The organism is Aquimarina litoralis (assembly GCF_019295435.1).
Classification (GTDB): domain Bacteria; phylum Bacteroidota; class Bacteroidia; order Flavobacteriales; family Flavobacteriaceae; genus Aquimarina; species Aquimarina litoralis_A.
Genome location: NZ_WEKL01000108.1, coordinates 40,427 through 55,692 on the forward strand (window position 1 = coordinate 40,427; position 15,266 = coordinate 55,692).

Below are 15,266 nucleotides of genomic sequence, written 5' to 3' on the forward strand. Positions count from 1 at the left end.
TACGATTATGAAATATATCTATTTAATAATGCTTAGTGCTTTTTTTAATATAAATGCTCAAAACTCAAATGCACTTTTGTTGAATAAATTGGATGTCACATCAGAAAATCCAGTACATAGTATATCGGTATATATAAAAAAACAAGATAGTGTGTATATAGACCAAGCAGTTGGCCTTCGAGAAAAAAAAGGAGAGAAGACCTTATCAACAGATCAATTTAGAATTGCCAGCGGTACTAAGTTGTTTGTATCAACCATTGTTTTGCAAATGCAGGAAGAAGGGAAGCTTAGTCTTTCAGATAAGATATATTCCTATTTGAAAGGTGTTGACTATCTGCAGTTGGATGATTTTCATTATTTGGAAGACATATCTTTCGTTAAAGAGATAAGCATTAAACAGTTATTGTTACACAAAAGTGGGATAGCAGATATTTTCAATGACAAACAGGAAGCCTTTTTCGAACGCCTTATGCAAAATCCAGAGCAGCAATATCAGCCTAAAGACGTGGTCAACCTTTATTTTGAATTCGGATTAAATAAAGAACCAAAATGTAAACCTGATACCTGTTGGTACTATTCCGACATGAATTATGTGTTGCTAGGTTTATTAATAGAAAAACTAGAACAGAAATCATTATCGCAATCCATTCGAGATCGTATTCTCTATCCATTGGATTTAAAAAACACTTATTTTGAGTTTTATGAAAACACAAAAACCAATAAACCTAGAATACATCAATATGTCGGTAACATTGATTTTAACTCGGTAAATACTTCTTTTGATTGGTCTGGTGGAGGATTACTGAGTACCCATCAAGATCTCGCCACTTTTATAGAAGCTCTTTTTGAAGGAAAACTAGTTTCAAAACAATCATTAGAGAAAATGATAGCAGTACAGCCTACTATAGATAACCACCTTCCTTATGGATTAGGGATTTACAAATCTATTTATAATGGAGATGTCTTCTTCGGACATTATGGGTTTTATGGAACATATATTGGTTATAGTCCAGAAACAAAGACAGTACTATCGTATTGTATTTCGCAAGCCACACCTTCATTTAACACTTATGAATTCGTAAATACTATAGTTAAAAATATAAAGTGATTAGTGAAAAAATATTTGTTTACAAGAAAACTATGCATCTGAGGTTTCTGCTCTCTTCTCTGATTCGATCTTTTTGATGTATTCTGTGGGAGTAAAGTTTGTGATCGTTTTAAATGCTTTGTAAAAAGTGGATTTAGATTTAAAACCTACATCAAAACCTATAGAAACTACTGTGTATTCTTTGTGTTTGTCTTCTTTAATACTTTGAATAAATTCATCCACTCTATATTCGTTTACCAACTCATAAAAATTCTTTTTGTAGATATTATTCAGAACCCAAGACAGTTTATTGGTAGTGGTGTTAATTTCATTAGCCAAAATAGACAGGCTTAATTCTGCCTGTCGATATCCCTTTTTTTCTTTAAAGAAGGCATCTACCAGATTTTTAATCTTGTTGGCTTCTTGCTCATCAAGTTTATTCTTTTTTTTCTGCTCACTTTTAATATTTGAGGGAAACGGAATTTTAAATATTTCAGGATATTTTAGATTATAAAAACTGACAATATAAATCTGCACACCAAAAATTAAACAGGAGATATCATAAATTAAAGATCTTTTTATCCATGTGATAATATCAAATAGCTCGAATATTCCTAATAACCAAAATGACATATATAACATCAAACATATAAGTGTTACCTGGATATACTTGGTACTATTAGGATTAAAAGATAACTCTTTGGTTTTGTTCTTCTTATAATAGTTAAAAAGTAGGTAGGATTTAAAAAGGTATGTGGTAATTGATATAAAAAATAAGATTTCTACAGTAAAAAAGAAAATGGTTTGATAATTACATAAGTCTACTATTGAATCATACATGTAGATATGAAAAAAAACATACAATAGATACAATACTGCGGGTAAATAATGGTAGAATGCTAAATGGTATTTTCCATTTTCAAAAAATAATAAACGTCTAATATAGGTGTATACAAATGGACCAATAAAAAGGTAAAAAACATTGGTTAAAGGAGCGTATCTTCTAAGAAAGTCACCTGGTATTTCAGAATGAATAACCCTTTCTAGTAAATAAAAGCTATAAATAGCTAATAGGTACTGTATCATTCTATTGGTACCTGAGTTTTTTTTAGGAATATACTGTATCGCAAAAATTAGAAAGATACACTGACCTATAATTAATAAAATAAAAAACTCATATAAGGATATATGCATTTATGTAAAGCTTTATTTTTTTAGTATCGTAATAATCATCCTATAAACTTTCCTAAATCATACTGTTTAAAAGAAACATAATAGTCCTAAATTATACGTTAAGACACTTTTTGATAAAAATTCGAACTATCAAAAGGATTAAAAAAGTTTCTTTACAAAAGTTTTTTCTAGAAAAACAAGATTAGTAAAAACGTATGAATCGTTTATAATATTTTACATCTAATCTGAGAATAATAATACGTAATAGTTGCGAATTCTAATATATATTCATTCAGAATTTATAATTAAAACTGGATTGAAGTTCGATGCTAGTATATGTTTCATTAAAAATTTTGTAATTGGAAGTTATGATTATAAACAAAAAACATTTTTTTTCATTTCTAAAAGTAGGGCTGTTTTTTATGACCATGATTGCTGGTTACGCGCAGCAGCATGTCAACTTTGAAAATTATGCAGGCTTATGGAAAGGTCAAGCAGCCCAAAATAATGCTTTCGAGATAGCTGTTACCATAAAAGATTTAGGAAGTTCTAAAGCGTCTCTAATCCTGGCTAATGAGAAAGAACTCTTCCGTAAAGAATTTACTTTAAAAGATACGCTAAACGTTCCACTTGGTAATAAGTTATATTTTGAAGGTATTGTAGACGAAGATACCTCTAAAATTAACGGTTTTATAAAACTAGGTATTGATTTTTACCCTATCCAACTTCAAAAAAAGGGCGAGTCATATAAAGGAATATTAAACCTTTCTGCAAATCATTACTTGCAATCTAAGTCCCATTACTTAGAAATAAGAAAAGTATATAACTCTGTCGAAGGATATGGAGCCTATCCACTTTTAGGAACCTATTGGGTGAATGATTTAGAAATACATAACAACCAGATCTCTTTTGAAGATTATAAAACAGGTATGATGTTTCAAGGTGAATTGCAACAAGATCAAATCATTTTGAGTGTGCTTTTAAATGAAGTAGAGTTAAGCAAAATAAGATATCAAAAAACAGATGCCAAAGAAAAAGGATTCTTAATCCATATAGAAGATGGTTGGAAATATGCTAAAAATAAACTGTTACTTCCAAAACTAGAAAATGATATTGATGAAAACCAACTCAAAGGAATTGAAAGTGTGTTGGTTACTAAAGATGGCAAAATACACTACGAGAATTATTTTGGAGGTACCAATACGTCTACCACCAATGATTTACGTTCGGCAGGAAAAAGTATAGGTTCGGCCATCATAGGTTTAGCAATAGATGATGGAATTATCACAGGTACCCAGGAAAAAGTGTATGAATATATACCACAATCATATCAATACACCAAAGATGAAGAAAAGTCAAAAATAACCATAGAACATTTATTGACTATGAGTTCTGGTATTGGAGTATATGAAGATTATTATCAAGAAACTGATGATTGGCTAAAAACCGTTTTAGAACCAAAACTGAAATATAATGCTGGAGAGCATACGAATTATATGTCTGCGGATCCTTTTTTGCTAAGTGTAAATTTGAGCGAACGATTATCTTATCCATTAGAATTTTACATGCACCAAAAATTGTTTGCTCTATTAGGTATTCATAATTATATCCTGAATACAGATCATAAAGGAAATCCATATTTCGCTGGTGGAATTTATATGAGACCTCGCGATATGCTAAAATTTGGGCAACTATATTTGAACAAAGGAGTATGGAATGGTAAACGTATCCTTAGTGAACAATGGATCCATGATTCTTTTAAAAAACATACTAAGCTAGAAAATACTTCTAAAAAGAATGCATACGGATACTTTTGGTGGCACGAGACATATACGGTTAATGAAAAATCAATATCAACTATAGAGGCGAGAGGCAATGGAGGTCAGTATATCAGTATTATTCCAGAATTAAATGCAGTAATTGTCGTTACTACCGAAAATTATAACAAAAGAGGTTCTGGGAGACAGACGGAAAAGATCATAGAAAAATATATTCTTCCTAAGATGATAAAGTAAAATGGATGATTATTATTAACATCAATAAAGAAAGACTTCTTTCTTAGGTGGTTTATTACTTGTATCGACCTCAATAGGATAATCGAATGTCTTGCTGGTAATAGTTTTTCTAATTTAATGAAGAGCTGTTGGCTATTAATTTCCTCGCAAATGATGCCGCTTGACTTTCAAGTCGAATATAATAATGCAGAATAATTAGATCAAGAGTGGATAGTATTATAGGAAACATTTCTGGAATACCTAAATTTACATTTTCATAATGATTAAAGAACGATGAATCTAAATCTTACTTCAACTCTTATTCTTATTGGTCTATTTCAGAGTGGGACAATGATATTTTTAATATTGAGAAATAGAAATTGGAGGCTAATTCAAAATAAACTACTGATTTCTTTACTACTCGTCATTGGTGTATCACTATTGCCTGCTTTCTTCGGAAACGCTGGATTAATCCATAAGCATAAATACCTGTTGTTTGTTCCTTTGCACTTGGTCATTTTCGTTTTTCCCATTCTATATCTCTATTTAAAATCTATTTTCAATTTCACCTTTAGACTTAATAGAGAGAATAGTCTCCATTTGATGATCCCTATTTCTTTTTGGTTGTACTATATTTTTATTTGGATAGGTACACTATCAATTCCAGTTGAAGAAAAAGGTAATTGGGCAATGGGGATGGGATATTTTCAAATCAATTTTGTTCATAATATTGTATTACTTCTGATGGCTTGCGGTTACTCATTCTTGTCTTTTCAAGAATTGAGCGAAAAGAAAATACTAAACAGCAAGCAAAAACATATTCAATGGATTACATATTTGCTCATATTCCTTTTTGTTGGGGTTATGGTGGAACTAATCTCTGCGCTTTTAGGTAAAATCTATGGATATTGGAAAAGTTCACCTTTAGATATTTGGTTAGGTTTTTCATTGACAATGTTCGTTAAGGTATACAATGCGATGTTACTCTACATCATTTCCTTAATGGGGTATTTGACCTATTCAACTTTTAATAAGAATAGGAAGGTAGTTGACAAAGATTTTATAGATCAAAAATTACAGAACATTTTAAGAATAATGAAAACTGAAAAACCTTATTTGAATTCAGACTTTTCGTTAGCAACATTTGCAAGACAATTAGAAACAAATCCAAGTGCATTATCAAACTTACTCAACAATCACTTGAACACTAAGTTTAATGATTTTACAAATAAGTATAGAATAGAAGAAGTAAAAGATAAGCTTAAAATCGGAGCCCTCCACAATCTAACCTTAGAGTCTATTGCTAAAGATTCCGGATTTAAATCTAAAACTACTTTTTATAGAGCATTTTATAAATTCAATTCTCAGACGCCAAAAGAATATATAGCTCAGCTAGAGAATGAGAAAAAAGTTTCATAATATGATTTGAAACTTTTTGATACAGCATTCTTTTTTTTGAGAGGAAAGGAATATTCATTTTTACAAAAAAGATGAACAAAAATGAAATACTTAAGAATTTTCTCTTTGATGTTGATACTTGTCCTGAGTAGTCAAATCTTCGCTCAAACTAAAACTGATACTGTCGTTATTAATGATTTTTATCTAGACCTAGCCATCAGAGAATACATGGATAAACCAACGGGTGAATTATCAAAATCAGATTTGGAATCACTAACTCGATTCATAGCCGTTGGAAAAGGGATTACTTCATTAAAAGGTTTAGAGTATGCTAAGAATCTTACTTATTTAAGATTAGATAATAATAATATTCAGGATTTAAAACCTATCGCCAATCTCGTTAAACTAGAAGTACTAAATGTTAATGGTAATGGAATTGAAGATATCAATCCAATAGGTAATCTTATCAATTTAAAATCACTGTCTTTCGATAGAAATAAAATCTCAAATATAGATAGTCTTTCCACTTTGGTAAACATTAAAAATGTTACTGGAAATTTTAATAAAATCACAGATATTTCAGTCATTAAAAATTGGAAGGAATTGACGCATTTTAATATGGCATTCAATCAACTCAATGACTTATCACCTTTTAAAGCACTATCAAAACTCCAAGGAATTTGGATTCCTAATAACAGCGTAAGCGATCTCACACCAATTGCGCATCTTGTTGATCTTGAGATTTTAATTCTTGAAAAAAATCCGATTGTAGATATTAAACCTATTTCAAATCTTAAAAAGGTAGTACAGCTCAATTTAATGGATACTCATATTCAAGACTTTAGTGCGATATCTAAATTGAATAATATTGGTGTGTTAGTATTACGAAAAAATAACTTAGACAATATTGAATTTCTAAAGGATATGAAAAGTATTGAATGGTTGGATATAAGAGATAATAAAATCAAGGATATTTCGGTTTTGAATGGTTTACCTAATATCAAAAAACTATTCTTTTCCAATAACCAGGTACAATCAATAGTACCACTTTCAAATATGAACAGATTGAGATGGGTGTTAATGGAAAATAATAGTATAAAGAACCTATGGCCAATGTATAACTTGCCTAATCTTATAGATGTTATGTCTTACGGTAATGATTTAGACGTTAAAGAACAGTTATCAAAAACCAACAAAAAAGTAATCGAAAAGCTTAAAGAACAAGGCACTTCCTTCCACTTAGCACCAATAGAAATTACTTCTATTTATGGACTTGAACCAAGTAAAAAAATGTGACCACAGAGATGGACTTTCTAAAAAGGCATCAAATGTGAAAGAAATGTGTGTAATGCTGTAACCATTGAAGCGAGTGTTTAGTCAAATCTTAAAATCAATATATCCTATGAAAGGTTTAAAATTTCTTCTACTAATAATTACTGTAAGTGTCCATAGTCAGACTAAAGTCATTAACGAACTGGAAAAATCCATTCCTAAATGGCAAGAAGAATATAAAGTACCTGCTGTGGCAGTAGCTATTATTGAAGATGGACAAGTACCGTATACCAAGGTTTTTGGAGAGCAAAGAAAAGGAGTTCCGGCAAGCAATGAAACCATTTTTACGGTAGCTTCCTTAACAAAACCTATCTTTTCAATAGTAGTGCTTAATCTGATTGAAAAAGGGGTGTTATCATTGGATGAACCGCTCTATAAATATCATATTGATCCTGATTTGAAAGTGGATGATCATCTAAAAAAGTTGAACGCCAGAAATATATTAAGCCACCAATCTGGATTTGTCAATTGGAGAAATATGAGTCCGTCTAAAAAACTAGAATTCAAGTTTACACCTGGTAGTCAATATCTGTATTCTGGAGAAGGCTATGAATATTTAAGAAAAGCTCTTACCAATAAAACAGGGAAAACTTTGCCGCAGTGGGCTGATGAGGTACTTTTTAACTCACTACAACTAACTGACATTGCATTTACTTGGAATCCTGATTGGAACTTGGAAAAGGTCGCATATCCTTATAATGTTAATTTGGAAGAATATGATTATGCACCCAGAACTGAATTAAATGCAGCTGCTGGATTGCAGACAACCATAAAGGATTATGCTGAAGTATGTTCCTACGTATTGAACGGTGGAGGCCTTTCAAAATCCCTATTTGATGAAATGATAACTCCTCAAGTTCAGGTAAAAGAGAACTTATTTTATGGATTGGGGTGGGAGATCATACCTTCACTTTCCAATGGAGAATTGATAATGATGCACTCTGGTGATGAAAATGGTATCAAAACTTTTGTGGTATTGTTTCCAATCTCTAAAAAGGGGATGGTGATTTTTACAAATGCTGATGACGGTTTCAAGGTATATCAAAAAATCGTAGAATTCTATTTTGATAGTGGAAAGGAAATCTTCACAGTAAAAAATAAAAAGTTGGTACCTACAGAAAAATATAAAATTTCCTCCGAAAGCTTAAAGAATTATACCGGACATTTTCAAATAAAGGAGAATGTTACCTTCGATATAACAGCAACGAATGGCAAACTTCATTTGGTTATTCCTGGGCAAAAACTCGTTAGGTTGGTTGCACAATCAGAGTATATCTTCCTGGTGGATGAGGAACTGAAGGTGGAATTTGTAAAAAATGAAAAAGACGAGTTCAATTCGATTCTTTTGTATCAATATGGTATTAAGTCTTATGAAGGTAAGCGGATTAAATAGAAGGGTAATTAAAATTGATGAGCTTTACATTCTTATGATATTTTGTTTAGGTGGATGAACTATCTTTTTTTTTCAAAAAGTATATCTGGTGAAAATACTTGTAACATAGTTTGCCAACAACAAAATAGGAGATGACTACAAACAAGCCTCCCAAAAAGATCTCATTTTGTAAAAGACCATCAAAACCATATTGATAGATAAACAGACTGATTGAAATACCAAAATTCAGTAAGCCATACAATATGTTTTGTGTGTTTCCAAATCCTAGCCCACTAAACATTCGTCCTTTCCAAATTCCCAAAACAAAATGGGGGAGCGTGTTGATTAAGGTCAACCCAATGATAAAATCGATAATAGAAAAATTCATTTTAGAGGATTTAAGGGTTGTTATTTAAGATGATTGGGCTAGAATAGCAAAACGTCTGTTCTTTACTGACCATGGACCAGAATGGTTTTAAATCTTTTAATAGCCGTAAAACTTTATTATTTGCCGGAGTAATATCGAGTGAAATCACTTCGGCATTTTGCCCATTCGTGAACCAAGTAACTTCAGATAATACGGTATCTCCATTTTCTTTTCTTCCGCACATATTTACGATACCTTCAGCGGTGAAAGGAGTTGTTTCTTTTAGTATTTTTAGTTTTAAGTGAATACGTTCTCCTTCATTGCCAGTGATGGTACCAGAGTAGTTGTCTTCTTGGGATGTGATATATATTCCAGACGAATATTCATACGGAAATTTATAGTTTGATACTAGATTGTTCAGGACTTCTTTATTATTGGTGTTGCCCCAAACGGCCCAATGACCAGCTGTTCCATTTTTAGCATCGCAATTTTCAACTTCAACGTATATAAAAGCAATGGAAAATTTGGGCATACCATAAATACGAGCTGTTGTGTATAGTTCAAAACCTACGGTTACAAAACCATTTTCTTTTGTTTTTGGTTGCATTCCTTCTGGTAAAATCTCTTTTACGCTTTCTGGAGTTGCATCAAATAAGGAAATAGAAAAATTGGTGCTGCTCGCCATAAATGGTGGAGCGGTTATTTTTGTATGCTGCTCCTGTGCATGTAAAGAATACATACATCCTAATAGCATTGCGATTTGAAATATTGTTTGTTTAATTTTTTTCATTTTCTATAGCTGTTTTTATTTCGTCATAGGCTTGACTTAAGTTCATTTCCCGTCCGCCAAAAAAGATAATTTCTTTATGAAAGTCACTCGTGATGTAATCTTCACGTTGCATTCCCTGTTCAATAAATGCTTTACTTGTATTGATAAAACTTAAAATATCATCTAGAAAGGTTAGAATAGTATCTCGACTTGGCAAGCCCACTCCATGACCTGGTATGATTTTTCCAGTTTTTCTATCCATGATGTTTCTAAGTTCTTTTTCCCATAGAATAAGCGATGCGCCAAAACCCTCTATGTCTAATGTTAGTCCGCCCCAATACAAATCACCTAAATAGATTAGATGTGTATCAGGTAGATACATGATAAGTGATTTCCAGCTTTCATTTTGATCCACAAGTTCAAATTGAGCTACTCTATCAGAAAAATGAATCGTAAAATCTTTACCCATTTGCTTATTTGGGTATACTATTTCATGAAGTTTTACCAGTTGGTTAGGAGAAACTTCTTGATAAGCATTATATAGTATTTTTGCCGTTTGTTTCATGTGATTTCGCTCTCCTTCAATAGAAATTACTTCAATCTCACCAAAAGCATCCTTGAATAATTTAACTCCCATAAAATGATCGGCATGTGGATGTGAAATCACAATAGTACCTACTTTTTTATTAGGGAATGTATCTTTCAACTGCTGAATCAACGCTAGGTTGTTCTCATCTGAGAAATGTGTGTCGATCAGCGTTAATGTATCTTTACCTTCTAGAATGATAGAGTTTAGCGCCCAAGTTCCACCACCTTGAAATAGATAAACATGATCCTCAATCTCGTACAAAGTTTTTATTGAGCCAGAAGCATTTTGTTGTGCATTGCTGTAATACATAAAAAGCATTAGAAAGGGTAATGATAATGTTCCAATTCGATTTAGGTTCATGGATTAAAAGTTTATCAAGGTTGTTTAATTTATTTTTTGAAAATGTCATTGATTAGGCTGAGTTTCTAGAGTTACAACCAGCTGCAACATCCAATGCAGCACCAGTAATGTACTGGGCGCCGTCACTGCAAAGAAATACAGCTGTTTTTGCGATTTCAATTGGATCTAATAAGCCTACTGGCATGGTGTGTACGGAAGATTTCAAATAGGTATTGAATCCTTCTCCCTTATCGCTTGTTTCCGTATCTCCAAATATTTTTGCCATGTGATCATTCAAAACAAGTTTGGTTCGTATACCTGTTGGGCATATGGTATTACAGGTGATATTATGGGTACCTAATTCTATGGCCATGCTTTTGGTAAAACCAATCACGCCCCATTTTGTAGCAGAATATACTGGAAACAAAGCCGTACCTTCTCTACCAGCCATAGAACTGATCGTAATGATTCTGCCAGAATTCTGCTCTTTAAAAATTGGAATGGAAGTTTTCACCGTATTGATGACGCCTTTTAAATTAACATCCAGTAGTGTTTGGATCGTTTTTTCATCATGGTTCACTAATTCACCAAAGCGGGTAACAGCTGCATTTGCTACTAGAAAATCTATTTTTCCAAATTTTTCTTTGGTTTCATTTAATGCATTCTTAAGATGCTCCTCGTTGCGAACATCCCCTTTGAATGTTAAACACTTAACATTGTGTGAAACGATTTTTGTTTTCGCATTTTCTAGATCCGTAGCAGAAGATAATTCGTAAGGTATTTCCTTGATGTTGGCAGCAATATCATAAATAGCGATATGAACACCTAATTTGGCCAATTCTTCTGCTATACTATAACCAATACCTCTTGCACCCCCAGTAATAAAAGCAACTTTTTCTTTGAAATGGCTTCCTTTAGTATCATCAGAAAAGAGTTTTTCTGAAGTGAAACCGGCTACCGATAATCCTCCGAGAGATAGGGTAGCGGTTTTAAGCATATTTCTTCGGTTTAATTTTTTATTACTCATGATAGGTATTTTTTAGATTAYAGAACATCGCATCCTTTGAGTTTTTACAAAAAAAGACCAAATAGAAGGAAGAGAACTTATGAGATTGGTTCAAAAAATTTAGAAAAAAGCTCATCTATGCGATTTTTTCGATTTTATAAAGAATGATGTCTATTTTTTTTAGAGATTTACAGTTATGGACATAATCAATCTTCCGGATATTTTAATAGGTACACGTGTGCCAGAGTACCATGATGTGATGTTTTATTATCATATTAGTGGAGATGCAGACTATCGAACGAAGATTACCTTTAATAGTCATTGTATTACTCTTTTGCTAACAGGAAAAAAGCATATTCTGGTCGAGGATAAAAGTTTGTTTTACGACAATACTTCTTGCTTATTATTTAAAGCAGGGAATTATTTATCGACTAAGATTTTGCCAAATGATGAGCCTTATCACAGTATCTTGATTTTTTTTAACAATACAGCTTTGGATCAAATCAGGTATAAATATCAAGATGTAATCGATGCTCAAAAAGCAACGATTCCTATAGCGGATAAAATCTCGATCTCCACAGATTCTTATCTAGATCATTTTAAAAACTCCATCAAACAAATTTTTGATGACACTAATGTTCCTTTTTCACCTAGATTACAACGGTTAAAATTTGAAGAGATCATGCTATACCTCTTGGAGCGATATGGAGCATCGGTCATTGATTTTTTTAAGAATTCTATAGGCTATGGCAATGAAACTGTTTTCAAAAGAATTATAGAAAACAATGTGTTTAATCTGGGCACTATAGAAGAAATGGCCTTTTTGTGCAATATGAGTGTATCTACGTTTAAAAGGGTGTTTTTTGATGTTTATGGTAGATCTCCTGGAAAATGGATTCGCGAAAAAAGACTTGAAAAATCCGCCTATCTCATAGGTGTCCATAAAAAAACAGCTAGTGAAATTTATGAAGAAATGGGCTTTTCTAGCCTTTCCAGCTTCTCACAATCCTTTAAAAAACAATTTGGAATAACGCCTAAGCAGTATAAGATTTGAGGATTTATTCGAATTGATGTGATGCTCAATGAGGTGGTTTATGAGGAGTTGGGGTTTTAATAAAGGATTCTTATTTCTAAACTATGAAAATTTAAAAAAAACAAACATTTTATTGTTTTATAGGTTGTGTTAGTGATAGTTTTTAATCAATTGCTAAGTGTCATTAAATGTAAAATGGTGAGAAGGGATAATAAGAAACTTAAAACAGAAAAATAAAATTTAAAGTGGTTTGATTTTATTTATAAGTTTTTTTTGGCAAGACAAATAAACAATCTTTCTTACGAAAGGTTATCAAAAGCTTTATCAATTTTTGGATACAAGAAATTTTCCCTTTGATTTTTTTGCCAATTGGCAGGTACGCCAAGATAAATGGGCTTCGTAATAAAATTATTTATGCTTGTTTGCATTCTAGCGTAATACCCATGTGTTGTTGCAGCCGGAACGTTAGTTAATTCATATTGTTTGGCGTAATGTTCGGATACAAAGTATCGATCCGAAAACGGATCAAAAACCACTCTAGTACCACTAACTACCTTAGTCATCACACCATCTTGCAATGTATGAACCGAATGAGCTCCTAGTTCAAAATATGACGCAACCCTGTTTGCATTTGGTGCTAATCTTACATTTGGAGTAGGTCCTGGGTTTATGGAATCACCCAAAGTAGGTTTTGCTCCACCAGTTGCAGTTGGTCCCCGAAACTTTGGATGATCTGGGTCAGTTGTATGATCTGTAGTTGTATTTTTTAGCCATTCGTAGTTAGCATGGTCAGCTAACGTGGCTAACACCGGTGGTGCAGTTGAAACCACTGTTCCCGCATTCGCTACCGGCACGGTTTCATAGGCTGCCTGAGGGAGATTAGGGTCTATTGCTCCCCCAGAGTGAGATGATCTGATATCTTGACCGATAGTGGCAAATTTTTCTATGTTGATTCCATTATGAGTAGCATAGGCTCTAAATTCTGCTCCAAATCCACATGCCTGGATAGCTGCCAACATCGCCTGATTTCTTCGATTCTTATTGATCGCGTCCTTTATTCCATTATATAAATCCCTTTGTTTCGGTGTTGCACCACCACCTGAAATCACTGCGTAGTCGATCTGTCCGGCAGCATTTGCTAACGAGTCTAAAAATGCATTTCTTTGAATAACTTCGGTTGAAGTTGTCCCTTCTGTACTTAACGAATTCGTTTGTTCAATATCCACGTTTAAAGCCTTTTGCCCCATAACATGAGCCTCTTTTTCAAGACCATCATCATCATTAATATTCGCATTCCCTTTCATTTGTCTAGTCGTTTTTACTCGACCTTGCTTTTGCTGCACTACATGCCAAGCCTCATGAGGTAGGCGTTTTTCTTGACCAGCAGCCAAATGGATGTCATTTCCCTGTGCATAGGCATGGGCTTGAAATTGAGTAGGTTTATCTGAATTATAATGCACTTTTACATTATCCATTGAGTAACCAGATAGGTTTTCAATTCCAGATTTCAAATTGTCAGGTAATCCGGTTTTGTTTTCTTTCTTTTGGATGAGCTGTTGTTGATTTGCAGAGTAGTTTTCCGCCATAGACTGCAATTGAGTAACTTGCTCTACTTGATTACTATTGTGGACAACCTCATAAATTTTCCTTTGTGCCGCCGCTTCAGAACGATTATCCACAAATTGGACAGAAGACTCACTAATGTTGTGTTTTTGTGACGTCTTATTAGTTAACGATTTACTCTTATTTCCCTCTGTTTTGTTAGTATGCATACTCATGATTTCTTTAATGTTAGGGTTTGATTTTTTGTCTATAAGGTCCTGTAATAAAAAATGAGTGGTTTTAATGCTGTTTATTTTAATTTTATTGCCATTTGAATATCAGCTGAAGCGAGCTACGTATCTTTTAGTTGTTTTTGAATTCCTTTGTATGACTGCTCTAATTTCTTACTTCTCTCACCATCTTGAAAATCAACAATAAAAACTCCTATATCTTTTTTCAACGCTATTTCTACGCATTGCATATATTTTTTTAAATCATTTAACCCGCTCTGTTTTGAAATGAGTTCTCCTTCCTGTGTATTGCTAAGTAGCTTAATCAAACATGTCCAAAGTTTATAATATTCAGCAACTGTTTCTGTACTAAAAAATATAGAATAAGTTGAATTGAGGTTATTTGTCTTATCGAAAAAGCTAAGAATTAAATCTCTAGACAGCTCGTTTTTTAAATGAATTTCTTTATGAAATGAGCTTAGTTCAAAATTCAATTTCGGGTAATACTCTAGTCTTTTTTTTAGTAGTTCAAGAGCGTAATCCCGTTCTATCGATTTGTACAATTCCTTTTCGTCAAGTTTGTGTGAGCGATAATTGATGAAAAAAGAAATTGCAATGGAGATAATTACTCCTATTAATGTTATAATTGCTGCTATTACTCTTGGATCATTCATGTGTTTCTTTCAATGCTGCCTAAAATTGGAAATATACTGGTACATCTGTAAGTATTTTAATATCAACTAATTTAGAGAAACAATTTGTAATTTGAATATTTTGAAAGGGAATATTTCTATTTTATTAATTAAATAGTTCTTCATAACTTTTTGATTTACAGTGGAAAAATGAGTTTTGAAATAAATAGAATTACCTTTGCATAAATGAAATTCAGTCAAGGAGATAAAGTAAGACTACAAGATGCAATCAATGAAATGCTGGTGACATCTATTAAATATAATTATGTTTACTGTAGATGGCTAATAGACTAGGAAGTAGAAATGAGAGGTAGTTTCCCCAATCATTTATTGATGAAAGTCT

General features: G+C 32.5%; 12 protein-coding genes. 6 read left to right on the top strand and 6 right to left on the bottom strand.

Going from position 1 to position 15,266, the window contains the following annotated elements; genetic code table 11:
* Positions 1 to 7: 7 nt before the first annotated feature.
* Entirely contained in the window at positions 8 to 1,108 is a 1,101-nt protein-coding gene (locus GBO31_RS24235) for a serine hydrolase domain-containing protein (protein ID WP_219011218.1), read from the top strand.
* 30 nt (positions 1,109 to 1,138) lie between these two features.
* Here GBO31_RS24235 and GBO31_RS24240 read toward each other — a convergent pair whose 3' ends face one another.
* On the bottom strand, positions 1,139 to 2,281 hold the full coding sequence (locus GBO31_RS24240; RefSeq protein WP_219011219.1) for a helix-turn-helix domain-containing protein: 1,143 nt from the start codon (positions 2,279 to 2,281) through the stop codon (positions 1,139 to 1,141).
* Positions 2,282 to 2,682: 401 nt separating this feature from the next.
* Here GBO31_RS24240 and GBO31_RS24245 point away from each other — a divergent pair, with 401 nt between their 5' ends.
* The 4 genes from GBO31_RS24245 to GBO31_RS24260 all read left to right on the top strand — a co-directional run bounded on the left by GBO31_RS24245 (position 2,683) and on the right by GBO31_RS24260 (position 8,377).
* Complete coding sequence (locus tag GBO31_RS24245) at positions 2,683 to 4,275, top strand: serine hydrolase domain-containing protein (protein ID WP_219011220.1); 1,593 nt, start codon at positions 2,683 to 2,685, stop codon at positions 4,273 to 4,275.
* Between the two features lie 330 nt (positions 4,276 to 4,605).
* Positions 4,606 to 5,673 carry a helix-turn-helix domain-containing protein gene (locus tag GBO31_RS24250; RefSeq protein ID WP_219011221.1) on the top strand — a complete coding sequence of 356 codons (1,068 nt, stop codon included), beginning with the start codon at positions 4,606 to 4,608 and terminating at the stop codon, positions 5,671 to 5,673.
* Positions 5,674 to 5,754: 81 nt separating this feature from the next.
* The gene (locus GBO31_RS24255; protein WP_219011222.1) at positions 5,755 to 6,948 is read left to right on the top strand and encodes a leucine-rich repeat domain-containing protein; all 1,194 of its coding nucleotides are present in this window, start codon (positions 5,755 to 5,757) and stop codon (positions 6,946 to 6,948) included.
* A 106-nt stretch (positions 6,949 to 7,054) separates the two neighbouring features.
* Complete coding sequence (locus GBO31_RS24260; protein WP_219011223.1) at positions 7,055 to 8,377, top strand: serine hydrolase domain-containing protein; 1,323 nt, start codon at positions 7,055 to 7,057, stop codon at positions 8,375 to 8,377.
* Positions 8,378 to 8,754: 377 nt separating this feature from the next.
* Here GBO31_RS24260 and GBO31_RS24265 read toward each other — a convergent pair whose 3' ends face one another.
* From GBO31_RS24265 to GBO31_RS24275, 3 genes are read right to left on the bottom strand one after another with little or no spacing between them, the layout of a single operon-like run.
* Entirely contained in the window at positions 8,755 to 9,513 is a 759-nt protein-coding gene (locus GBO31_RS24265; protein WP_219011224.1) for a hypothetical protein, read from the bottom strand.
* On the bottom strand, positions 9,500 to 10,441 hold the full coding sequence (locus tag GBO31_RS24270; protein ID WP_219011225.1) for an MBL fold metallo-hydrolase: 942 nt from the start codon (positions 10,439 to 10,441) through the stop codon (positions 9,500 to 9,502). The genes GBO31_RS24265 and GBO31_RS24270 overlap by 14 nt, the downstream gene beginning before the upstream one ends.
* A gap of 52 nt (positions 10,442 to 10,493) precedes the next feature.
* Entirely contained in the window at positions 10,494 to 11,447 is a 954-nt protein-coding gene (locus GBO31_RS24275) for an SDR family NAD(P)-dependent oxidoreductase (protein ID WP_219011226.1), read from the bottom strand.
* A gap of 175 nt (positions 11,448 to 11,622) precedes the next feature.
* Here GBO31_RS24275 and GBO31_RS24280 point away from each other — a divergent pair, with 175 nt between their 5' ends.
* Positions 11,623 to 12,480, top strand: coding sequence for a helix-turn-helix domain-containing protein (locus GBO31_RS24280; RefSeq protein ID WP_219011227.1), 858 nt, complete (start codon positions 11,623 to 11,625; stop codon positions 12,478 to 12,480).
* Between the two features lie 278 nt (positions 12,481 to 12,758).
* Here GBO31_RS24280 and GBO31_RS24285 read toward each other — a convergent pair whose 3' ends face one another.
* The gene (locus tag GBO31_RS24285) at positions 12,759 to 14,045 is read right to left on the bottom strand and encodes a DUF4157 domain-containing protein (protein WP_219011228.1); all 1,287 of its coding nucleotides are present in this window, start codon (positions 14,043 to 14,045) and stop codon (positions 12,759 to 12,761) included.
* Between the two features lie 308 nt (positions 14,046 to 14,353).
* Positions 14,354 to 14,905, bottom strand: a complete 552-nt coding sequence (locus GBO31_RS24290) for a hypothetical protein (protein ID WP_219011229.1) — start codon at positions 14,903 to 14,905, stop codon at positions 14,354 to 14,356.
* Positions 14,906 to 15,266 lie beyond the last annotated feature (361 nt).